This window comes from Dyella flava (assembly GCF_016904955.1).
Lineage (GTDB): Bacteria > Pseudomonadota > Gammaproteobacteria > Xanthomonadales > Rhodanobacteraceae > Dyella_B > Dyella_B flava.
Window position 1 is genome coordinate 269,258 of the sequence record NZ_JADIKE010000035.1, and the last position, 19,443, is coordinate 288,700.

24 protein-coding genes are annotated in these 19,443 nt (G+C 62.1%); 15 read left to right on the forward strand and 9 right to left on the reverse strand.

Going from position 1 to position 19,443, the window contains the following annotated elements; all coding sequences use genetic code 11:
- Window positions 1-143: 143 nt before the first annotated feature.
- From ISP19_RS10980 to ISP19_RS21275, 7 genes are all read right to left on the reverse strand, one after another.
- The gene (locus ISP19_RS10980) at window positions 144-566 is read right to left on the reverse strand and encodes a protein YgfX (RefSeq protein ID WP_204681931.1); all 423 of its coding nucleotides are present in this window, start codon (window positions 564-566) and stop codon (window positions 144-146) included.
- Complete coding sequence (locus tag ISP19_RS10985) at window positions 538-786, reverse strand: FAD assembly factor SdhE (protein WP_204681933.1); 249 nt, start codon at window positions 784-786, stop codon at window positions 538-540. Before ISP19_RS10985 ends, ISP19_RS10980 begins: the two co-directional genes overlap by 29 nt.
- 188 nt (window positions 787-974) lie before the next feature.
- On the reverse strand, window positions 975-1,757 hold the full coding sequence (locus tag ISP19_RS10990) for a succinate dehydrogenase iron-sulfur subunit (protein ID WP_204681935.1): 783 nt from the start codon (window positions 1,755-1,757) through the stop codon (window positions 975-977).
- Window positions 1,758-1,778: 21 nt separating this feature from the next.
- Complete coding sequence (sdhA, locus tag ISP19_RS10995) at window positions 1,779-3,566, reverse strand: succinate dehydrogenase flavoprotein subunit (protein ID WP_204681937.1); 1,788 nt, start codon at window positions 3,564-3,566, stop codon at window positions 1,779-1,781.
- A 5-nt stretch (window positions 3,567-3,571) separates the two neighbouring features.
- On the reverse strand, window positions 3,572-3,967 hold the full coding sequence (gene sdhD / locus ISP19_RS11000) for a succinate dehydrogenase, hydrophobic membrane anchor protein (RefSeq protein WP_204681939.1): 396 nt from the start codon (window positions 3,965-3,967) through the stop codon (window positions 3,572-3,574).
- Window positions 3,964-4,359: a succinate dehydrogenase, cytochrome b556 subunit gene (gene sdhC / locus ISP19_RS11005; RefSeq protein WP_204681941.1), complete on the reverse strand. Its 396-nt coding sequence runs from the start codon at window positions 4,357-4,359 to the stop codon at window positions 3,964-3,966. The genes sdhD and sdhC overlap by 4 nt, the downstream gene beginning before the upstream one ends.
- Before the next feature lie 103 nt (window positions 4,360-4,462).
- Window positions 4,463-4,630: a DUF1674 domain-containing protein gene (locus ISP19_RS21275; RefSeq protein WP_239556723.1), complete on the reverse strand. Its 168-nt coding sequence runs from the start codon at window positions 4,628-4,630 to the stop codon at window positions 4,463-4,465.
- A gap of 126 nt (window positions 4,631-4,756) precedes the next feature.
- Here ISP19_RS21275 and ygfZ point away from each other — a divergent pair, with 126 nt between their 5' ends.
- Window positions 4,757-5,560 (forward strand): CAF17-like 4Fe-4S cluster assembly/insertion protein YgfZ, encoded by an 804-nt coding sequence (ygfZ, locus tag ISP19_RS11015; RefSeq protein ID WP_204681943.1) that lies wholly within the window; start codon window positions 4,757-4,759, stop codon window positions 5,558-5,560.
- Window positions 5,561-6,000: 440 nt separating this feature from the next.
- Window positions 6,001-6,435: a cell wall hydrolase gene (locus tag ISP19_RS11020; RefSeq protein WP_204681945.1), complete on the forward strand. Its 435-nt coding sequence runs from the start codon at window positions 6,001-6,003 to the stop codon at window positions 6,433-6,435.
- Between the two features lie 102 nt (window positions 6,436-6,537).
- Here the strand turns inward: ISP19_RS11020 and ISP19_RS11025 are convergent, their stop codons facing one another.
- Complete coding sequence (locus ISP19_RS11025) at window positions 6,538-7,005, reverse strand: glycine zipper 2TM domain-containing protein (protein WP_239556744.1); 468 nt, start codon at window positions 7,003-7,005, stop codon at window positions 6,538-6,540.
- A gap of 28 nt (window positions 7,006-7,033) precedes the next feature.
- The gene (locus ISP19_RS11030) at window positions 7,034-7,675 is read right to left on the reverse strand and encodes a glycine zipper 2TM domain-containing protein (RefSeq protein WP_204681949.1); all 642 of its coding nucleotides are present in this window, start codon (window positions 7,673-7,675) and stop codon (window positions 7,034-7,036) included.
- Between the two features lie 189 nt (window positions 7,676-7,864).
- On the opposite strand from ISP19_RS11030, the gene ISP19_RS11035 reads away from it, so the two are divergent.
- The 13 genes from ISP19_RS11035 (at window position 7,865) to ccmD (ending at window position 19,428) form a co-directional block, all read left to right on the forward strand.
- Window positions 7,865-8,638: a TatD family hydrolase gene (locus ISP19_RS11035; RefSeq protein WP_204681951.1), complete on the forward strand. Its 774-nt coding sequence runs from the start codon at window positions 7,865-7,867 to the stop codon at window positions 8,636-8,638.
- 92 nt (window positions 8,639-8,730) lie between these two features.
- Complete coding sequence (locus tag ISP19_RS11040) at window positions 8,731-9,255, forward strand: MarR family winged helix-turn-helix transcriptional regulator (protein WP_204681953.1); 525 nt, start codon at window positions 8,731-8,733, stop codon at window positions 9,253-9,255.
- On the forward strand, window positions 9,252-10,817 hold the full coding sequence (locus tag ISP19_RS11045; protein ID WP_204681955.1) for an efflux transporter outer membrane subunit: 1,566 nt from the start codon (window positions 9,252-9,254) through the stop codon (window positions 10,815-10,817). The genes ISP19_RS11040 and ISP19_RS11045 overlap by 4 nt, the downstream gene beginning before the upstream one ends.
- Window positions 10,804-11,991: an HlyD/EmrA/EmrK family protein gene (locus ISP19_RS11050; RefSeq protein WP_204681957.1), complete on the forward strand. Its 1,188-nt coding sequence runs from the start codon at window positions 10,804-10,806 to the stop codon at window positions 11,989-11,991. Before ISP19_RS11045 ends, ISP19_RS11050 begins: the two co-directional genes overlap by 14 nt.
- Window positions 11,992-12,012: 21 nt before the next feature.
- Complete coding sequence (locus tag ISP19_RS11055; protein WP_204681966.1) at window positions 12,013-13,566, forward strand: DHA2 family efflux MFS transporter permease subunit; 1,554 nt, start codon at window positions 12,013-12,015, stop codon at window positions 13,564-13,566.
- A gap of 103 nt (window positions 13,567-13,669) precedes the next feature.
- Complete coding sequence (phaR, locus tag ISP19_RS11060; RefSeq protein WP_204681974.1) at window positions 13,670-14,173, forward strand: polyhydroxyalkanoate synthesis repressor PhaR; 504 nt, start codon at window positions 13,670-13,672, stop codon at window positions 14,171-14,173.
- Window positions 14,174-14,255: 82 nt separating this feature from the next.
- The gene (gene phbB / locus ISP19_RS11065) at window positions 14,256-15,020 is read left to right on the forward strand and encodes an acetoacetyl-CoA reductase (protein ID WP_284384486.1); all 765 of its coding nucleotides are present in this window, start codon (window positions 14,256-14,258) and stop codon (window positions 15,018-15,020) included.
- A gap of 87 nt (window positions 15,021-15,107) precedes the next feature.
- Window positions 15,108-16,478, forward strand: a complete 1,371-nt coding sequence (locus tag ISP19_RS11070; protein ID WP_204681978.1) for an FAD-dependent oxidoreductase — start codon at window positions 15,108-15,110, stop codon at window positions 16,476-16,478.
- Window positions 16,471-16,905: a DUF3293 domain-containing protein gene (locus ISP19_RS11075; protein ID WP_204681980.1), complete on the forward strand. Its 435-nt coding sequence runs from the start codon at window positions 16,471-16,473 to the stop codon at window positions 16,903-16,905. The genes ISP19_RS11070 and ISP19_RS11075 overlap by 8 nt, the downstream gene beginning before the upstream one ends.
- A 24-nt stretch (window positions 16,906-16,929) precedes the next feature.
- A complete protein-coding gene (ccmA, locus tag ISP19_RS11080) occupies window positions 16,930-17,565 on the forward strand; it encodes a cytochrome c biogenesis heme-transporting ATPase CcmA (RefSeq protein WP_204681982.1) in 636 nt (211 codons plus the stop codon).
- Window positions 17,558-18,253 (forward strand): heme exporter protein CcmB, encoded by a 696-nt coding sequence (gene ccmB / locus ISP19_RS11085; RefSeq protein WP_204681984.1) that lies wholly within the window; start codon window positions 17,558-17,560, stop codon window positions 18,251-18,253. Before ccmA ends, ccmB begins: the two co-directional genes overlap by 8 nt.
- A 210-nt stretch (window positions 18,254-18,463) precedes the next feature.
- Complete coding sequence (locus ISP19_RS11090) at window positions 18,464-19,222, forward strand: heme ABC transporter permease (protein ID WP_204681986.1); 759 nt, start codon at window positions 18,464-18,466, stop codon at window positions 19,220-19,222.
- Window positions 19,219-19,428 carry a heme exporter protein CcmD gene (ccmD, locus tag ISP19_RS11095; protein WP_204681988.1) on the forward strand — a complete coding sequence of 70 codons (210 nt, stop codon included), beginning with the start codon at window positions 19,219-19,221 and terminating at the stop codon, window positions 19,426-19,428. Before ISP19_RS11090 ends, ccmD begins: the two co-directional genes overlap by 4 nt.
- The last annotated feature ends 15 nt before the right edge of the window (window positions 19,429-19,443 follow it).

Sequence of the window (19,443 nt, forward strand, 5' to 3'; positions counted from 1 at the left end):
CGCTCAGGCGGTATCTCCCGCGATGCCTCTTCCACGAGGAACCATCTTCGGGCCCCGGGGAGGCCGGCAAGGGCGTGCAGGGCAAATGCCTCACCGTCGTCGGCGAGGGCAGATCGGTCCCCGAGCAGGGGGCCTCGTAACGCTCACTCCTCCCTGGCCATCTGCCGTATGGCCAAACGCATGCGCAAACGCCGGCGGATATCGGCATCGCTGTTATCAGGCATCAGCCAGAGGGTGAGCTTGCCGTAGCGCTGGCTGGCCAGGCGGAGCAGGACCAGATGCCCCATGACGCGGGATGAAAGCAGTAGCGCCGAGTCGTCCGCACCATCCAGACCGTGCAGCGTCCAGCCACCCTTGGCCCAGCCCACGGCGCAGATCGGCAACCGCAAGCGGCGAATGGCATATCGGCCGGCGAGGATGACTGCGATCGCCCCGATCACTTGCAGCATCCACGGCATGCCCGATAGCGCCATGGCCAGCAGGGCAGACAGCGTAACGAGCGCAAAGAGACGAGATACCCGGCGCGAGGGCCGGTATTCAAAGCCGATGGCGGGCGCGGATGTCATCGATGATCGCCTGCCAGTCCGCCCGCGGCGGACGGGCATGGCCCATGACCCAGTCCCAGAGGTCCGGGTCTTGCACGTCGAGCAATTCATCGAATGCTTGGCGCTGGGCTTCAGCCGCTGTCGGGAACGAGGTTTCCAGCCAACCACCGAACAACGCATCGAGCTCGCGGGTGCCGCGGCGGGTGCGCCATTGCAATCGTTTGATGCGGGCTTCGTCCATAAAAATCAAAACGCGCGTAACGCCTCGTTGGGTTCCTCTCCTTTATGGACTACGTGAAGGTAGTTCTCAGGAAAAGAGGATCTGTGGCTTGCCCCGAACATCAATTGAAGCACGTTCCAATTCGACAACGACGCAAGGTTGCCCCCTCACCCTACCCTCTCCCCGAGGGGAGAGGGAAAAGCGAGGGATCAGGCCGAACGGCGCGCAACGATCAGTTTCTTGATCTCCGCAATCGCCTTGGCCGGATTCAGGCCTTTCGGGCAGGTGCGGGCGCAGTTCATGATGGTGTGGCAGCGATACAGCTTGAACGGATCTTCCAGATCGTCCAGACGCGCACCTGTGTCTTCATCGCGCGAATCCACAATCCAGCGATAGGCCTGCAGCAGAATCGCCGGACCGAGGTAACGATCGCCGTTCCACCAGTAGCTCGGACAGCTGGTGGAGCAGCAGGCGCACAGGATGCACTCGTAAAGCCCATCGAGCTTCTTGCGGTCTTCCGGCGACTGCAGGCGCTCGCGATCCGGCGCCGCGCTCTGCGTACGCAGCCACGGCTTGATCGAGGCGAACTGAGCGTAGAAATGCGTGAGATCGGGCACCAGATCCTTCACCACCGGCATGTGCGGCAGCGGGTAGATCTTCACATCACCCGACGGGCACTCATCAATGGCCTTGGTGCAAGCCAAGGTATTGGTGCCGTCGATGTTCATCGCACACGAACCGCAAATACCTTCACGGCAGGAGCGGCGCAGGGTGAGGGTGGGATCGATCTCGTTCTTGATCTTCAGCAGTGCGTCCAGAACCATCGGGCCGCACGCGGCCAGATCGACTTCGTAAGTGTCGATACGCGGGTTCTGGCCATCATCCGGCGACCAGCGGTAGATGCGGAACGTACGCGGTTTCTTTGCGCCTTTCGCCGGATAGTGCTTGCCCGGCTGGATCTTGGAATTCTTGGGTAGCGAGAACTCGGCCACGATTGCCTCTCCAGTCGGTACTTAGTAAACGCGCTTCTTCGGCGGCACAACCTCGACCTCATTGGTCAAGGTGTACATGTGCACCGGACGGAAGTCGAAGCTGGTCTTGCCGCTTTCGTCGACCTTAACCAGTGTGTGCTTCATCCAGTTGTGGTCGTCGCGATCGGGGAAATCCTCGCGGGCATGCGCACCGCGGCTTTCCTGGCGCTGCTCGGCCGAATGCATGGTGGCCACGGCCTGCCCCAGCAGGTTGGACAGCTCCAGCGTTTCGATCAGGTCGGAGTTCCACACCATCGAACGGTCGCTCACGCGCACGTCCTTGAAGGAGTCGAAGACGTCGGAGATCTTCTTGGAGCCGGCCTTGAGCGTCTCGCCGGTACGGAACACCGCAGCATCGTCCTGCATGGTGCGCTGCATGTTCTGGCGAATCTTCGCGGTGGGCGTGCCGCCGTTGGCATTGCGCAACCCGTCGAAGCGGGACAGCGCCTTGTCCAGCGCACTCGCCGGAAGATCCTTGTGCGCAGTACCGGGTTTGACGATTTCGGCGCAGCGATGCGACACCGCGCGCCCAAATACCACCAGGTCAAGCAACGAGTTGGAGCCCAGCCGGTTGGCGCCATGCACGGACACGCAAGCCGCTTCGCCGATAGCGAACAGGCCAGGCACCACCGAATCCACGTCCTCGCCCCGCTTCTGCACGACTTCGCCGTGGTAATTGGTGGGGATGCCGCCCATGTTGTAGTGCACGGTCGGCAGCACCGGGATCGGTTCCTTGGTGACGTCCACGCCCGCGAAAATGCGCGCGGATTCGGCGATACCCGGCAGGCGCTCGTGAATCACTTCCGGGCCGAGATGCATCAGGTTCAGATGCACATGGTCCTTGTGTTCGCCAACGCCGCGACCTTCGCGAATCTCGACAGTCATCGCGCGACTGACCACGTCGCGCGAAGCAAGGTCCTTCGCGCTCGGCGCATAGCGCTCCATGAAGCGCTCGCCCTTGGAATTGGTGAGATAGCCACCCTCGCCGCGCACGCCTTCGGTAATCAGGCAGCCGGCGCCGTAAATGCCGGTGGGATGGAACTGCACGAACTCCATATCCTGCAAGGCAAGACCGGCACGCAGCACCATGCCGCCACCATCACCGGTGCAGGTATGCGCAGACGTGGCGCTGAAGTACGCGCGGCCGTAACCACCCGTAGCCAGCACCACGGACTGGCCGCGGAACAGGTGCAAGGTGCCCTCATTCATGTCGAGCGCCAGCACGCCGCGGCACACGCCTTCGTCGTCGAAGATCAGGTCGATCGCAAAGTATTCAACAAAGAAGGTGGCGTCATGCGCCAGCGCCTGCTGGTACAGCGTATGCAGAATCGCATGGCCGGTACGGTCGGCGGCGGCGCACGTACGCTGCGCGGTGCCTTTGCCGTAATGCGTGGTCATGCCACCGAACGGACGCTGGTAAATGCGGCCGTCATCGGTACGGGAGAACGGAACGCCATAGTGTTCCAGTTCGAGGATCGAAGGAATGGCCTCGCGGCACATATATTCGATCGAGTCCTGGTCGCCCAGCCAGTCCGAACCCTTGATGGTGTCGTAGAAGTGGAAGCGCCAGTCGTCTTCGCCCATGTTGCCGAGCGCGGCGGCGATACCACCCTGCGCCGCCACGGTATGCGAACGGGTCGGAAATACCTTGGTAATGCACGCGGCCTTGAGGCCCTTTTCGGCCAGACCGAAGGTGGCGCGCAGGCCCGCGCCACCGGCGCCGACCACGACTACGTCGTATTTGTGCTGCTGAATCTTATAGGCTTCCATCGGCCTCAGGCTCCCAATGCGATGCGCAGCACAGCCAGCGTGCCGGCGAGCACGCTCAGCACCGCGAGGAACTTAATCGCCACCAGAAGGACGATCTCCTTCCAGCGGGTGTGCACGTAATCTTCAATCACCACTTGCAGGCCGAGCACGGCATGCCAGAACGCAGTGATCAGAAAGGCGACCAGTAGCACCGCATTCCACGGCTTCGCCACCGCCGCGCGGGCCGTCGCGTAATCGGAATGCACCAGGCCGAGCACCAGCAGCACCAGCCACAGCCCCAGGATGACCAGGCCAACGGCGGTCACGCGCTGGGTCCACCAGTGGCTCACACCGGACTGGGCGGAACCAAGTCCACGTGCGCGCTTGAGCGGATTGCGCAAATCTTTTGCATTCGTGCTCATGCGGCACCTCCAGCGGTCAGCACATAGGCCCAGACCAGCAGGGTCAGTACGACACTGCCGATCACCGACATCCAGCTGGAGCGCACGAATTGCGGAATGGCATAACCGGCGCCGGTGTCCTGGATCAGGTGACGGATGCCGTTGCACAGGTGATAGAACAGCGACCAGCTCCAACCGATCAGGAGGATGATGCCCAGCGGGCTGCCCATGCAGATCTTGAACTGGTTGAACGCGTCTTCGCCGGCGGCCAGCGAGAGAATGCCCCACACGATCATCAGTATGCCCACGGCGAGGGCGATGCCGGTGGCACGATGCAGGATGGAGGTCATCATCTGCACTTGCCACTTATATATCTGTAAGTGGGGTGAAACCGGTCGTTGTGTATCTGCCATGGCGGCTATCCTGGGGTGGAATCGCTGTAAACAGCCAATGCCCGCACCGCCACCTGTTCCCCTGTCCATCGCCGCGTCCACAACGCAGCCAATGCCCGGTGGATCAGAAGTCGATGCAGCGCCCGTTCTTTTCCCAATCGCCGTAGCGTGTGGGATCCGGCGCCGGTCGCCCGGCCTGTTCCTGTTCCTGCGCGGGCGAAGCAGGCGTGACAGCGCGCTCCGTCTGTGCGGGTTCGGGACTGGGTGCGGGTTTGGAGGATGTGTGGGACATGGTTCGTATCGCTAAAAGCGTAATACTTGCGGCATAGCGGCACAACCAGTTGACGTATAGCCCCTACCGTGCAGACACCCGCCTGCGGCCTTGCACCATACGCTCATTGCCCCCATCACACCGCGCATGCCGACATCCAACCTCGCTCAAGCCGTCTTCCTCGAAGGTCCGGACGCCACCGCCTTCGCGCACACTCAATTTACCAGCCAGGTCACGGCCCTGCCCCAAGGCCAGTGGCAATTCAGCAGTTGGCTCGATGCACAAGGTCGCGTACGCAACCTGTTCCATCTTGCACGACTGAGCGATGAGCAACTACTGGTGATTTTGCGTGGCGGCAATGCAGCAGATTTTGTTGAAGCATTGCGTCGTTTCGTATTCCGTTCGCGCGTCAAGCTGCGCGTGGTGGAAGAAAAAAAGCTGGGCGTAAGCACTGCCCTTCCCGTGCACCTTGTCGACGTAACAGGCGATGTCATTCGATTAGGCTGCGGCTCGCATTCATTGCAACTCGGCGGCGATGTTGTGGATGACGATACATCGCAACTTGCACAACTACGCGCAGGCTGGCCGTGGCTGCCAGACACCGCATTGAACGAACTGCTTCCGCCTTCTTTGTCATTGCATCGACTCGGCGCTGTTGCTTTGGACAAAGGCTGCTACCCGGGCCAGGAGCTTGTTGCACGTTTGCATTATCGCGGCGGCAACAAGCGTCATCTGCATCGCATTCAACTTTCGAAAGCCGTTGCAGAGGGAATCGAGTTGCGTCGTGATGATCGCGAGTTCGTACGATTGCTTACTGTAATTTCACACAATGACATCATCGAAGCACTTGCAGTGATGACCGATGAGACAGCGAACAACATCACGCAAGGTACGGAAAACATTAGTGATGATGGTGTCGCGATTCAGCTGTTGCAGCGCTGGTCAGATTGATTTCGGCAACATGGAACCCATGTTTGCAATGTGAGCAATTTGTGAATTGAACTCGCCAGGCACTTGCAAAGACGGAAAAGGACCACTAGATTCCGCCAACACTTTTTTAGGCACCCACCAGCCCGCAGGGTGCCCACATACGCGACGAACCGGAGGGGTCCGGATCGGCGCGACCCGGCAGAAGCCTTGCCGGTGGACAACTCGCCGTATGCGCGAACGCGCTGCATGTATGGCTTCAAGCCCGCAGCGTAATTGCCAACTAGATGGCGGTCGACATCGGACATGTCGATCGATTTCGCCACGTGATCGTGGCTAACCGTTAGCGCCACAAGTTTCGGTGCTGGCGATATATCCAGGTGGAACGGTCTGCCCGCCCGTCCACCGCAATCGCGTCAAGGCATGCATGTGCTGCCTTTACGTGCTGCAAACTGGAGGCAGGTATGAAACTTTCCATGTTGTTGTGGCTGATGTCCGTACTGCCCCAACCGCTCGCGGACCAGACTTGTCTGGCGACCACCGTCTATCTGGAAGCACGTAGCCAGTCGACGGTCGGTCAGATGGCTGTGGCAGAAGTTGCCATGCGTCGACGCGAACGCGGTCAATGGGGCGGCACCGTATGTGATGTGGTGAAGTCACCGCATCAGTTTGCGCTCACCACAACCCCTCTCACCCAAGAGATCGATAATCTCGCTGCTTTCCAGAAAGCGTGGGATATTGCAGGCAAATCGATCACCAACTGGGATCTTCCCGCCGACGAGCGTCGCTTTTTCGTGCCGCATGCAGATCACTTCGCTACCGTGTCGGTCGCGCCCGCGTGGTCGCGCAACCACAGCGCCGTCACCATCGGCGACCACAAGTTCTACTCGATCAATTGACGCATAAATTTTCGACAAAAAAAGGCCCTCGATCGAGGGCCTTTTTATTTCCAACGCATTCTCTAAATAGACGTCTAAACATCTATTCAATAGAACCGAAAATCAACGCGGATACACCAGATTGTTGCTGATCACGACATAGTCGCCGGGACGCACGCCAGGATTGGGTACTTGCGTAACCGTCGCGTACTGACCATTGTCGAGACGAATCACGATCTGCCACGCCGGCACCGTGCCGCCCGGCTGGCTGTTCTGCGAGCCGATCGCATTACCGACTGCGCCACCCGCCACTACACCAACCACGGTGGTCGCCGTATTGCCACGACCATGGCCCATGGTGCTGCCGAGCAGACCACCCGCCACCGCGCCGATCACCGTACCGAGCGCAGCGTTATTGGTGCCCTGCTGCTGGATATAAATCTGCTGCACCTGCTGCACCACGCCGCAACTCTGGCAGCCCTGGTAACCGTAGGTCGTCTGACCCCGATAAACCGGCTGAGTCTGGCAACCGGTGAGGGCCGCGATACCCACCAGCAATGCCGCCATCACACCGAACTTGCCTGATTTCATTTTCACGACGATCTCCTTGGGCAGTGGATCATTGGGCATCGGAGACAACACTCACACTTTGTTCCACCTTCACGCGATTACCGGGATCGTGATCCATGCGGGTGGTACGCGTCACTCCGTTGTAGACGTAGGTCACGTCATACCCGACGATGTTACTGCTGGTATTCGCAACGGTACTGCAACGGTGAACTACCTCGGATCGAACGTTTGACTGCTGGTGGCTTTCCTCGATTTTCTTGCCGGCATAGCCGCCGCCGACCGCACCGGCCGCCGTCGCCAGGGCATTGCCCTTGCCGCCGCCGATCAAGTGGCCGAGCAGGCCACCCGTCACGGCGCCGATCACCGTACCGGCAATCTGGTGCTGATCCTTGGGCGGCACGGTGTGATTGACCACCACGTCATGACAAACCTGCTGCGGCGTACTCACGTCCTGGGTGACCGGCACCACGCTGACCACCTGGGCATAATCACCGTCGTCACCGCCCTGTGGTGGCGCCTGAACCGGCTGGCCGACCGAGGTGGCCTGGGCAGTCCCGGCAGCGCTGGCTGAGGCGGCCACGCCGGCGACACTGTTCGCATCGGCGCTCGCCTGCCGATTGCAGGCGGCCAAGCCCAACGCAAACGACGCCGTCAGCCCCATGCACAATGCATTGACTACCAACTTACTCATTGCTGAATCTCCTGTACCTAAAAACAGCTGCAGTACGCGCTGCACCCCCGCCATATCTTGCATTGAGCATTGAAACGCCGGGATGCTGAATAGGTCTGGACCGAAATGCCAAACTGTCGACTTATTCGCAAGACGATCGAACGCAGCGGTTCAAACACCGGAATTCGGAATAAATAGCGGCCAAGAACCATGCCAAAACTCGCCGATAGCCATGTTCATCTGGACGACGCACGTTTTGACGGCGAGCGTGACGCCGTGCTCGAACGCGCACGCGCGGTGGGCGTAAGCATGCAGGTCATTCCCGGCACTCATGCCGCAAGCTGGCCCCGCATCCACGCGCTATGTGGGCCGGGCAGCGGGCTGTTCCCGGCGTATGGCATGCACCCCATGTTCATGCACCAGCACCAGGCCGGAGACATCAAAGTCCTGCCCCATTGGCTGGAAACGGGCCATCCCGTCGCCGTTGGCGAAATCGGCCTCGACTTTTATCAGGAAGGCCACGATGCCGAAGGACAACGCGATATTTTTCGGCAGCAACTTGCCCTGGCCCGCGAATTCGATCTGCCGGTGATCCTGCACGCCCGCGCCGCCCTTGACGAAGTCACCAGCGCCTTGCGACGGACAAGTGGATTGCGCGGCGTCGTGCACAGCTTCTCCGGTAGTCAGGAACAAGCCGAGCAACTGTGGAAGATCGGCTTTCATCTCGGTATCGGCGGCCCGGTCACTTACGAACGCGCACAGCGTTTGCGCCGGATCGTCAGCAGCATGCCGGTCGAGTACCTACTGCTCGAAAGCGATGCGCCGGATCAGCCCGGCGCCGCGCATCGTGGCGAACGCAATGAACCGTCCTACCTGCCCGACGTTCTGCACTGCATCGCTGAACTGCGCAGCATGGACCCCCAGGACCTTGCCGCAGCCACTACCGCCAACGTAACCCGCCTGTTCGGCCTTCCCTCCAGGTAAGCGCCTGTTTTGACAAGTCCGCGGCGGCGGCACTTGCGCGTACTGGAGTCACTCTGCATATTTATTCCACCAGTGAAATATGCATCAGTGAAATGTCTCTAATCGATCACTTAAAACGGCTGGACGAAGGCATTGCCGGCATCCGGAAAGTCATCCCGGACATGCCCGAAGACGCCGCGCTATGCCGCACCCTGTTGTTGCTGGCCGAGTACATGCAGGCGGAGTTCGAGCAACAGCTCAGGCCTTATAAGCTCAACGACAGTGAATTTCGCACACTGGCCATCCTGCTTTCCCGGCCGGATGGCACGTCCACGCCCGGCGAGTTGTGCGTGTACACCTCGCAAGGCGCCACCAACATGACGCGCATCGCCAACGCGCTGGTCAAACGCGGGCTGATCACGCGCGGCCCCAGCGCCGAGGATCGGCGACAAGTGGTCATGCAAATCACCGCCACTGGCCGGCGCTTCGTGCAAAAGATGCTGCCCGGCATGTTTCCGAGTCTGCAAAGCATCTTCTCGGGCTTCACTCCGACAGACCGTCGTCACCTAAAGCGCCTGCTGCGCAAGCTCGCCCAAAACCTCACTCAACTCGAACACGAAGCGGGTGATCCGCCATGAACGTCGTTCCCTGCCTTGCCGCTGTGCGTCTTCGTCCACTTGCCTTGGTCACACTGCTGGCAATGGCACTGCCCGGCTGCATGATTCCGGCGAAATTGCCGCACCCTGCGCTGCGCGACGATGTGCCGCTGGCCGGATTGCAAGCGCCGACACGCGCCGGCTGGCCCGCCGCCGATTGGTGGAGGGTGTACAACGATCCACAACTGGATGCGCTGATTGCGCTCGCCATGAAGCAATCACCGGATCTTGCGCAAGCGCATGCACGCGTACAGACCGCCGAACAATCGGTGCGCGTTGCCGCCGCGCAAGCTGGCCTGAATATCAACGGCAATGCCCAGTTCACGCGCCAGCGCATGAGCGACCATGGCCTGTTTCCACCCGCGCTGCTCGGCTTCGACTGGTACGACCAGGCCGATCTTGGCGTGCAGCTCGAATACGATTTCGATTGGTGGGGCAAGAAACGCAAGTCGATCGAGGCGGCGCTGGATCAGGCGCATGCCGCCGAAGCTCAACACAGCGCTGCCGCGCTGACGCTGCAGAACGCGGTCGCGGATACCTATTTCGGCTGGCTGGCGGATGAAAGCCGGCTCACGCTCGCCAAGCAATCGGTCGCCGTACAACAACGCCTGCTGCAAATCGCCCAGCTACGCGTGCGGCAAGGTGTGGATCTGCCCGATACCGCACAGCAGGAACGCGCACAGCTGGCCGCCGCGCAGCAGGCGCAAGTCACGCTGGAAGGGTCGATCGAGCTGCGCAAAGTCGTGCTGGCGGCGCTGGCCAATGTCTCGCCCTCGGAACTGCCTCCACTCAAGCCGCATACGCTGCCGCAAGTGCAAGGCGCCCTGCCCGACGATGTTCGGCTGGATCTGATCGCGCGCCGTCCCGACATTGCCGCCAGCCGCTGGCAGGTCGAGGCCGCATTGAAACAAATCGACGTGGCACGCGCCGACTACTTCCCGGATATCAGCATCAATGCGATGGCCGGCCTGTCCAGCACCAATCAGGGCTCCCCGAGTTTTTCTGGCCTGATTGCCGGCAGCAAAGGTGATCTCGGCAATCTGTTCACGGCCGGCAGTCGCGTGTTCGGCATCACGCCTGCGGTGCATCTGCCCATCTTCGAAGGCGGACGTCTAAAAGCGAATTACGGCGCCAGTCGTGCGCAGCTCGATGCAGCCGTCGCGCAATACAACGTGACCGTGACGGATGCAGCACGCGATGTCGCCACCCAGGCCGTAACGGCGCAACAGATCGACGCACGCCGTGTGAAGCAGGACATAGAGGTGAAGGCCAACCAGGCGTTGCTGGCCTCGGCGGAAGCACGCCAGGCCCATGGCACCAAGGATGCCCGCGAAAGCCTCACCGCCGAAGCACAGTTGCTGCAACAACGCGATGCGGCCGTGAGCCTGCATGCGCAGGCGCTCAGTACCGATCTGGCGCTAATCAAGGCACTGGGTGGCGGCTACCGCTCGGATCTCGACAACACCACCGCCACTCCCGCTGCCACCTCTTCCACCGCATCCACTTCGAATCTCGCCGGAGCCCCCGAACATGAGCGCCTCTGACATCTCCAAGGACGCCAACGATAGCGGTCTTGCCGCGAAGGATCCCGCCAAGCGCAGTCGTGCCCTGTTGATCGTGGCCGCCGTGTTCCTGCTTGCTGCGTTGACCTGGGCCCTGTTGTGGTTCTTCGTTTTTTCCCGCCGTGAGAGCACCGACAACGCCTATGTAGGCGGCAATCAGGTCGCCCTGTCTTCGCAAGTGGCCGGAATCGTCGTCGGCATCTTCACCGATGACACGCAACACGTAACGGCCGGACAAGTACTGGTGAAGCTGGACGATACCGATGCTGATGTACGTCTGCGCCAAACCAGCAGCGCACTGGCTGAGGCGGTACGCCAGGTGCGCCAGCAAACGGACACTGTCAGCAGCGCCGATGCCACCGTTGCTGCGCGCGAAGTGGATTTGCGCAAAGCGCAGGCCGACCTCAAGCGCCACCTGCCGCTGATTGCAGCGCAAGCCGAATCGCCGGAGACCGTGCAGCACATGCGCGATGCGGTGGCGCAGGCACAGGCCGCCCTGGATACCGCCAAGGCGCAGGCCAATGCCTCGCGCGCTTCGGTGGAAGGCGTCGATATCCCCGACAACCCGACGGTGCGGCAGGCACGCGCCAATTTCCGCGCCGCCTGGATCGCCGCCCAGCGCAACACCATCCTTGCACCGGTCAGCGGCTATGTCGCGCAGCGCAGCGTGCAGCTCGGCGACAGCATCACGCCAGGTCAGCAGTTGATGACCATCGTGCCGCTGCACGATCTATGGATCGACGCCAACTTCAAGGAAAACCAGCTGCGCCATATCCGCATCGGCCAGCCGGTGAAGATCACCACCGATATCTACGGCGGCGGCGTGGTGTACCACGGCAAGGTCATCGGCCTCGGCGCCGGTACCGGCAGCGTGTTCTCGTTGCTCCCGGCGCAAAACGCCACCGGCAACTGGATCAAGGTGGTGCAGCGCGTGCCGGTGCGCATTGCGCTCAATAACGATGAACTCGACCAGCATCCGCTGCGCGTGGGCCTTTCGACCGACGTGACCGTGGATATCACCAACGACCAGGGGCCGGTGCTTGCCGCCACCCCGCAACAGCCGCCGTTAAAGACTTCCGTCTACGACCAGGTTGCCGCACAGGCTGATGCAGAAGCCGAGAAGATCATCCGCGCCAATCTCGGTGCCTCCCACTGATATCTGCCCAGCGAGTCCGTCATGGCTGCCACACCCGACAACGCAGCGCCGCCCAAGCCGTTACACGGTGCGCCGCTGGTACTGTTGACCATCGCCGTTGCGTTCAGCACCTTCATGGAGGTGCTGGACATGACCATCGTCAACGTTGCCGTGCCGCACATCTCAGGCAGCCTTGGGGTCAGCGCCAGCGAAGGTACCTGGACTATCAGTTCCTATTCACTGGCCAGCGCCATCATGCAGCCGCTTACCGGCTTTGTGGCGCGGCGTTTTGGTGAAGTACGCACCTTCGTTACGTCGGTGATGCTGTTCGTGGTGTTCTCCATGCTGTGCGGCCTGGCAACCAGCATGCCGATGCTGGTGTTCGCCCGCCTGATGCAGGGTGCGGGCTCGGGTCCGATGGTGGCGCTGTCGCTGACCTTGCTGCTTTCCAGTTATCCCAAGGAACGGCAAGGCATCGCCTTGGCGCTATGGGCCATGACCGTGGTGGTAGCGCCGATTTTCGGCCCGATTCTCGGCGGCTGGATCACCGACAACCTGTCCTGGCCGTGGATCTTCTACATCAACCTGCCGATCGGCATTCTCGCCGCGATCATCACCTGGATCTTGCTGCACAAGCGCGAAACCAGGACCTTCAAGACACCCATCGACGTGGTCGGCCTGGTGCTGCTGGTGGCGGGTGTCGGCTGCCTGCAATTCATGCTGGACAACGGCAATGACCACGACTGGTTCAATTCAACGCTGATCCTCGTGCTGGGCATCATCGCGCTGGTCTGCCTCACCTTCCTCGTGGTGTGGGAGATCCATGCCAAGCATCCGGTCATCGACCTGACGCTGTTCAAGAAACGCAATTTCACCGTCGGCGTGATCAGCCTGTCGCTGGGCATGTTCGCCTTCTTCGGCATCAACGTGGTATTTCCGCTGTGGCTACAGACCACGCTGGGCTATACCGCCACCTGGGCCGGCATGGCCAGCGCACCGGTCGGCGTGCTGGCGTTCCTGCTATCACCCCTCATTGGGCGCAACCTGCAGAAATTTGACCTGCGCATGCTGGTGAGCTTTGCGTTCATCGTGTTCGCCATCACGTCGTATTGGTTCTCGACCTTCGACAGCGGCGCCTCGTTTGCCACGCTGGTGGTACCACGCTTCGTGATGGGCCTGGCCATCCCCTGCTTCTTTATTCCGCTCAACCAGATCTACCTGTCGGGATTGCCTGCATCGGAAATCGCCAGCGCGTCCGGTCTTTCCAACTTCTTCCGTACGCTGGGCTCCAGCGTGTCGACCGCGGTGACGGTCACGCTCTGGCAGCATCGCGGCATCTACCACCACGCCACCCTGACCGAATACGTGAACCAGGGTGACCCGGCCACCGGCCAATACATCCAGCAACTGTCGCACCTGCCCCTGAGCGCGAGCCAGCGCCTGGGCTACATCGACCAGATCGTGAACCGGGAAGGCCTGACCCTGGCGGTCAACGATGTCTTCTACCTCTGCGCCATCCTGTTCGTGCTGCTGATCCCGGTGCTCTGGTTCTCCCGGCCGCCGTTTGGCACCGGGGGTGGCGTGCGGGGCCATTGACCGCCCGCCGTCCGCCGGCCCCTCCTTTGCTGCACCCCGGGGCGCAGCATAAAAACTGAATGCCAGCTGGTGCGGCGCAATACCTTCTGCTAGTTTGTGCCGCATGGCACAAACAAATCGCATCATCAAGAAGTACCCGAACCGTCGGCTCTACGACACGGAGATCTCCAGCTACATCACGCTGGAAGAAGTCCGTCAGCTGGTTCTGGATGGCGAACACTTTCAGGTTCTCGACGCCAAGTCGGGCGAGGATCTGACCCGCTCCGTGCTGCTGCAGATCATTTCTGAGCACGAGGAGAAAGGGCAGCCGATGTTGTCGCCCCAGCTGCTGAGCCAGATCATCCGTTTCTACGGCGACTCCCTGCAAGGATTCATGGGCCCCTATCTGGAGCGCAGCCTGCAGGTCTTCCTCGACCAGCAGCAGCAGTTCCGCACCCAGCTCAACAGCCTGATGGGCCAGACCCCCTGGTCGCTGCTGAACGAGTTGACGGAACGCAATCTGGATGCGTGGAAGTCGATGCAGCGAGGCTTCCTGGATGCCGCCTCACAGGCAGCACCCAGCCCGGGCCAGCCCGCTCGCCCAGGCACCACTACCAAGAAACCCTGATCTCCGCACGTTCAGCGTTCGTGTTCATGTCCCCGCTGCAGCACAACACGTGCTGCCGCGCGGCATGCCTGGAGAGCCATACGTGACAACTCCGTTAAGAGCCGCTTCGCGCCTGGCCATTGTGACAGGCGGTATCGGCGGCATCGGCACTGAAATCTGCCTGCGGTTGGCGGACGCCGGACGCCAGGTCATCGCCGTCGACCTGGCCACGCGAGGCGAGCGTATCGAAGCCTTTCTCGAGCAGGTTTCCCCCTACCGCGGCGCCATTCGTTTCGAACCCTGCGATGTCAGCGACTTCAAGGCCTGCAGCGGCCTGATCGAACACATCGAGCGCAGCATCGGCCATCCCGACATCCTGGTGAATGCCGCCGGCATCACGCGCGATACCAGCCTGCGCAAGATGGACCCGCAACACTGGCACGACCTGATGCGCGTCAATCTCGATGGCGTGTTCAACATGTGCCGCCAGGTGGTCGAGGGCATGACCTCGCGCAGTTTTGGCCGCATCGTCAACCTCAGCTCGGTAAACGGCCAGACCGGTCAATTCGGCCAGACCAACTACTCCGCCGCCAAGGCCGGCGTACATGGTTTCAGCATGGCGCTGGCGCGGGAGACCGCGCGCAAAGGCGTCACCGTCAACACGGTCTCTCCCGGCTACTGCGACACGCCGATGGTGGCCGCCGTGCCCCACGAGATCCGCCAGCAGATCATTGCCGACATCCCGGTGGGCCGACTGGGCACGCCGTCGGATATCGCCCGTGCCGTGATCTTTCTCACGGCGGATGATGCCAGCTACATCACCGGCGCCAACCTGCCGGTGAATGGCGGGTATTTCATGAGTTTCTGAGCGCGCCTCACCGTCACTCCAAGCGCAACCCTTGCAGTCCAAGCCCAGTTGCGGAACAGTGATCAACTTCCTCCCACGGGCTGCAGCATGACTCGGCAAGCTATCACCCTGATCGGCGGCGGTTTGGTCGGCGCCCTGCTCGCCCAACTGCTGGCCAGGCGTGGTTTTGAGGTCGACGTCTTCGAGAAGCGCCCCGACCCGCGCCAAGTCGGTTTTGTCGGCGGCCGCTCGATCAACCTCGCCCTCGCCGAGCGTGGCTTGCAGGCGCTGCGCACCGCCGGACTGTCCGACGATGTGCTGCCGCGCGCGGTGATGATGCGCGGCCGGATGGTGCACCCGCTCGAAGGTACGTCCGGTTTGCAGCGTTATGGCGTGGACGACAGCGAAGTGATCTGGTCGGTGTCGCGCGGCGGCCTGAACATGCTGCTGCTGGATGCCGCCGAGGCTGCCGGCGTCAGGCTGCATTTCGGCCAGTCGCTGGTCAACGCCGATCTTGATGCGCGGCGCATGGTGCTCGCTGATGAAGAGGGCACGATGCGTCCGCACGACGCACCGGTGCTGATCGGCGCCGATGGCGCAGGCTCGGCCCTGCGCACGGTCATGGACCACTATCGGCCGCTGGGCATCCGCGTCGAGCCGCTGGGCCATGGCTACAAGGAACTGGAAATTCCGCCCGCAGCAGGCGCCAACCGGTTTGCGATCGAACCGAACGCGCTGCATATCTGGCCGCGCGGCGGCTACATGTGCATAGCGTTGCCAAACACCGAAGGCAGTTTCACGGTCACCCTGTTCCTCCCGGCGCAAGGCCCGCACCCGAGCTTCGACACCGTGCCCGATTCTGCCGCTGCGGCAGCCTTCTTCCGCCAAGATTTCCCCGACCTGTTGCCGCTGATCCCGCGCTTTGCCGAGGACTACGACAGCCACCCGGTCGGCGGCCTGTCCACGCTCTATCTCGACCGCTGGCATATCGACGGCCGCGCGCTGCTGATTGGTGATGCGGCGCATGCCATCGTGCCGTTCCACGGCCAGGGCATGAATTGCGGTTTCGAAGACACCGTGGTGCTCGCCGACCTGCTGGCCGAGTCCGGACGCGATACCGGCGATGCCTTCGCCGAGTTCCAGCGCATCCGCCAACCCAACGCCAACGCCATTGCCGCGATGGCGGTGGAGAACTACATCGAGATGCGCGATTCGGTCGCCGATCCGCGCTATCTCGCCAAACGCGAGCTGGGGGCGCGGCTCGCCGAACGTGCGCCCAAACACTTCATGGCACGTTATCGCATGGTCACGTTTACGCACCTGCCCTACGCCTATGCGTATGAACGCGGCCGCGCCCAGGACCAACTCCTCGAACAATTGCTGCGTGGTTCGACCAGCGCCAACGACGTGCAACTCGATGCCGCCGTCAACACGCTGCAGGCTACGCTGCCCCCGCTACCCCAATTACGCCATGGATAACTCACTGATCGACACCTATCGGACCACCGACTACCGCGTGCGACTCGCACAAGGCGGGTGGGTTTCCATCCAGGTGGATGCTGCACTGCCAGCGTCATTGCATTCGCTTATCGGCGAACGCAACTGGGCCTTCATTACCGCCTGGAACCCCGGCTCGCAGGCACAACCGCTGGCCCAGAACCGCGCCGCGCAGCAAGCCCTGCTGATCGCCCTGCGCAAGCTGCCACGAACCACCTGCATACGTCCCGGCCTCGGCGTCGGCGACGCCTGGCGTGAAGCCAGTCTTTTCGTGGTCGGCCCCAGCCTTGCCGATATCGACGAGCTGGCGCAGCAATTCCAGCAGAACGCCTATGTGCACGGTCTTGGCCATGGTTATGCGCGCCTGCGCCTGAGCAGCGACAGACCGCCGCATGCACAAGCTGGATAGGCCCAATTCCCGATAATGCCTGGAATGAGTGCCAGCCCTTCCGCTACGCCACTGCTAGAGGCCCGCGCCCTGAGCTTTCACCGTCAGGACGAGCCCGTGTTCGGGCCGCTGGATTTCTGTCTCGACGCCGGCGAACTCACCCTGATCGAAGGCGACAACGGCAGCGGCAAGACCACCTTGATGCGCATCCTCACCGGTTTGCTGCACCCGGAGGAAGGCGAATTGTTCTGGCGCGGCCAGCCGCTGACCTGGGATCGATGCAGCGGCGAAGTGGTGTTTCTCGGTCACCAGCTGGGACTGAAGGCCGAACTCAGTCCGCGCGAAAACCTGCGCTTTGCGATCGGGCTGCACGGCCACCGCGAACACAGCCACATCGACGACGCGCTTGCCCGGGTTGGCCTGGCCGGTTACGAAGAAGAACCGGTGCGCAAGCTTTCTGCGGGGCAGAAAAAGCGCGTCGCGCTCGCTCGCCTGCTGCTGATCCCGGCCGCCCTCTGGCTGCTGGATGAGCCCTACGCCAATCTGGATCGCACCGGCATTGAACTGGTCAATGGCCTGCTGGAAGCGCATATCGCGCACGGCGGCGCGGCCCTGGTCACCAGTCACGGCGCCGTGCAATTCCACGGTGGCGAGCCGCAACGGATCCGTCTGCATGACTGATACGCGGCGTCCGGGCCTGGGTCATGCCTGCATGGCTGTACTACGTCGCGATCTCACCCTAGCCTGGCGCCAGCGCGGCGACATGGTGCTGCCGGTGCTGTATGCGCTGATCGTCACCTCGCTGTTTCCGTTTGCATTGGGTCCGGAAGAAGCCTTGCTGCGCCGCATTGCCGCAGGCGCCGTGCTGGTCACGGTGCTGTTGGCGATGCTGCTGGCACTCGATGCGATGTTCCGCAGCGATATCGAAGACGGCTCGCTGGAACAGCTGATGCTCGCCCCGCAACCGCTGGCGCTGATGCTGGGCATGAAAATCCTGGCGCATTGGCTGGCAACCGCCGTACCGCTGATCGTGATCGCGCCGCTGCTGGCCGGCATGCTGCACCTGCCGCCACCGGTCATACCCGTACTACTGCTGGCCCTGCTGCTGGCGACGCCGCTGCTCAGCCTGCTTGGCGGCGTGCTGGTCGCGCTGACGGCGGGGACAAGACGCTCTGGTATGCTCCTTGCGCTGATGCTGCTGCCGCTGTGCGTGCCGGTGGTGATCTTTGCCGCCGGGGCTCTGGCAGCCGCCCAAGAGGGGCTGCCGTGGATCGCCCCCATCGCATGGTTAGGCGCCGCCCTGGTCTTGGCTGTCGTGCTTGCCCCGCTGGCTTGCGCGGCCGCACTTCGTATTGCGCTGGACTCATGAGGAACGATCCATGTCCGTGTATCGCCCGCATCGTGCCTGCATCACCTTATGACAGCCGCAAAGCTGCAACCTTCCGTGCCGAATGTGCGACACACGGGTTTGTGGCGTCGCCGCTCCTTGTATCGGCATACACTCCCTATCTGCTGCGCCGGTGCTCGCGTCACGCGCTGCCTGCGCGGGCTAGACGGTCACCTGGATTAAGCCGCTGATATGGCCAACTGGATCCCACTGTGGTTGCACAAATTGAGCTCGCCACCGGTGTTCTACCGCTTCGCCGGTACGCTGCGGCCGTGGGCCATCGCGCTGGCGCTGGTGCTCGGCATCGTCGCCATGTATGGCGGCCTGGTGTTGGCTCCGCCGGATTATCAGCAAGGCAATGACTACCGCATCATCTTCATCCACGTACCCAGTGCGTGGATGAGCCTGTTCATCTACGCCGTCATGGGCATCGCTGCGTTCATCGCACTGGTCTGGCGCATCAAGCTGGCCGAAGTGGTGGCGATGGCGTCGGCGCCGATCGGCGCCGCCTTTACCTTCATCACGCTGGTGACCGGATCACTGTGGGGCGCGCGCATGTGGGGCACCTGGTGGACCTGGGATGCACGACTCACCTCGGAACTCGTGCTGCTGTTCCTGTACCTGGGCGTCATCGCGCTGTATCACTCCTTCGAAGACCGCCGGCAAGGTGCACGCACCGCCGGCTTCCTTGCGCTGATCGGTGTCGTCAACGTGCCGATCGTGCATTTCTCGGTGAACTGGTGGAACACCCTGCACCAGGGCTCGACCATTCGCCTGCTCGGTCCGTCGACGATCGCGTCATCGATGCTCTGGCCGCTGCTGACCATGATGGCGGCCACCAAGTTTTATTACTTCGCCAGCCTGTTCGGCCGCGTGCGCGCCGATCTGCTGGCGCTGGAAAGCGGCAAGGACTGGGTGCGCCAGATTGCCGAGAACGAGGTGCGCCGATGAGCGGTTCGCTGCAATCGTTCTTCGCCATGGGCGGTTATGCCGCCTATGTGTGGCCGGCGTACGGCGTGTTCTTTACGGTGCTGCTGATCGACTGGCTGGCCCCGCAATTCCGCCGCCGCCGATTGCTGCGCGACCTGCGCGGGCGCATGGCGCGCCAGAACGCACGCAACGAACGCACTGGCCGAAAATCCACGGCATCGACCTGAGCGACTGGAAACCTG

Coding starts and splice junctions, on each gene's coding strand:
- ISP19_RS11045 (WP_204681955.1), top strand. CDS start 9,252: ATGAACGTCGTTCCCTGCCTTGCCGCTGTGCGTCTTCGTCCACTTGCC.
- sdhC (WP_204681941.1), bottom strand. CDS start 4,359: ATGGCAGATACACAACGACCGGTTTCACCCCACTTACAGATATATAAG.
- sdhD (WP_204681939.1), bottom strand. CDS start 3,967: ATGAGCACGAATGCAAAAGATTTGCGCAATCCGCTCAAGCGCGCACGT.
- ISP19_RS21275 (WP_239556723.1), bottom strand. CDS start 4,630: ATGTCCCACACATCCTCCAAACCCGCACCCAGTCCCGAACCCGCACAG.
- ISP19_RS11055 (WP_204681966.1), top strand. CDS start 12,013: ATGGCTGCCACACCCGACAACGCAGCGCCGCCCAAGCCGTTACACGGT.
- ISP19_RS11090 (WP_204681986.1), top strand. CDS start 18,464: ATGGCCAACTGGATCCCACTGTGGTTGCACAAATTGAGCTCGCCACCG.
- ISP19_RS11070 (WP_204681978.1), top strand. CDS start 15,108: ATGACTCGGCAAGCTATCACCCTGATCGGCGGCGGTTTGGTCGGCGCC.
- phaR (WP_204681974.1), top strand. CDS start 13,670: ATGGCACAAACAAATCGCATCATCAAGAAGTACCCGAACCGTCGGCTC.
- ISP19_RS11050 (WP_204681957.1), top strand. CDS start 10,804: ATGAGCGCCTCTGACATCTCCAAGGACGCCAACGATAGCGGTCTTGCC.
- ISP19_RS11030 (WP_204681949.1), bottom strand. CDS start 7,675: ATGAGTAAGTTGGTAGTCAATGCATTGTGCATGGGGCTGACGGCGTCG.
- ISP19_RS11040 (WP_204681953.1), top strand. CDS start 8,731: ATGTCTCTAATCGATCACTTAAAACGGCTGGACGAAGGCATTGCCGGC.
- ccmA (WP_204681982.1), top strand. CDS start 16,930: ATGAGTGCCAGCCCTTCCGCTACGCCACTGCTAGAGGCCCGCGCCCTG.
- ISP19_RS11075 (WP_204681980.1), top strand. CDS start 16,471: ATGGATAACTCACTGATCGACACCTATCGGACCACCGACTACCGCGTG.
- ccmD (WP_204681988.1), top strand. CDS start 19,219: ATGAGCGGTTCGCTGCAATCGTTCTTCGCCATGGGCGGTTATGCCGCC.
- ISP19_RS10985 (WP_204681933.1), bottom strand. CDS start 786: ATGGACGAAGCCCGCATCAAACGATTGCAATGGCGCACCCGCCGCGGC.
- ISP19_RS11025 (WP_239556744.1), bottom strand. CDS start 7,005: ATGAAATCAGGCAAGTTCGGTGTGATGGCGGCATTGCTGGTGGGTATC.
- ISP19_RS11020 (WP_204681945.1), top strand. CDS start 6,001: ATGAAACTTTCCATGTTGTTGTGGCTGATGTCCGTACTGCCCCAACCG.
- ccmB (WP_204681984.1), top strand. CDS start 17,558: ATGACTGATACGCGGCGTCCGGGCCTGGGTCATGCCTGCATGGCTGTA.
- ISP19_RS10980 (WP_204681931.1), bottom strand. CDS start 566: ATGACATCCGCGCCCGCCATCGGCTTTGAATACCGGCCCTCGCGCCGG.
- ISP19_RS11035 (WP_204681951.1), top strand. CDS start 7,865: ATGCCAAAACTCGCCGATAGCCATGTTCATCTGGACGACGCACGTTTT.
- sdhA (WP_204681937.1), bottom strand. CDS start 3,566: ATGGAAGCCTATAAGATTCAGCAGCACAAATACGACGTAGTCGTGGTC.
- ygfZ (WP_204681943.1), top strand. CDS start 4,757: ATGCCGACATCCAACCTCGCTCAAGCCGTCTTCCTCGAAGGTCCGGAC.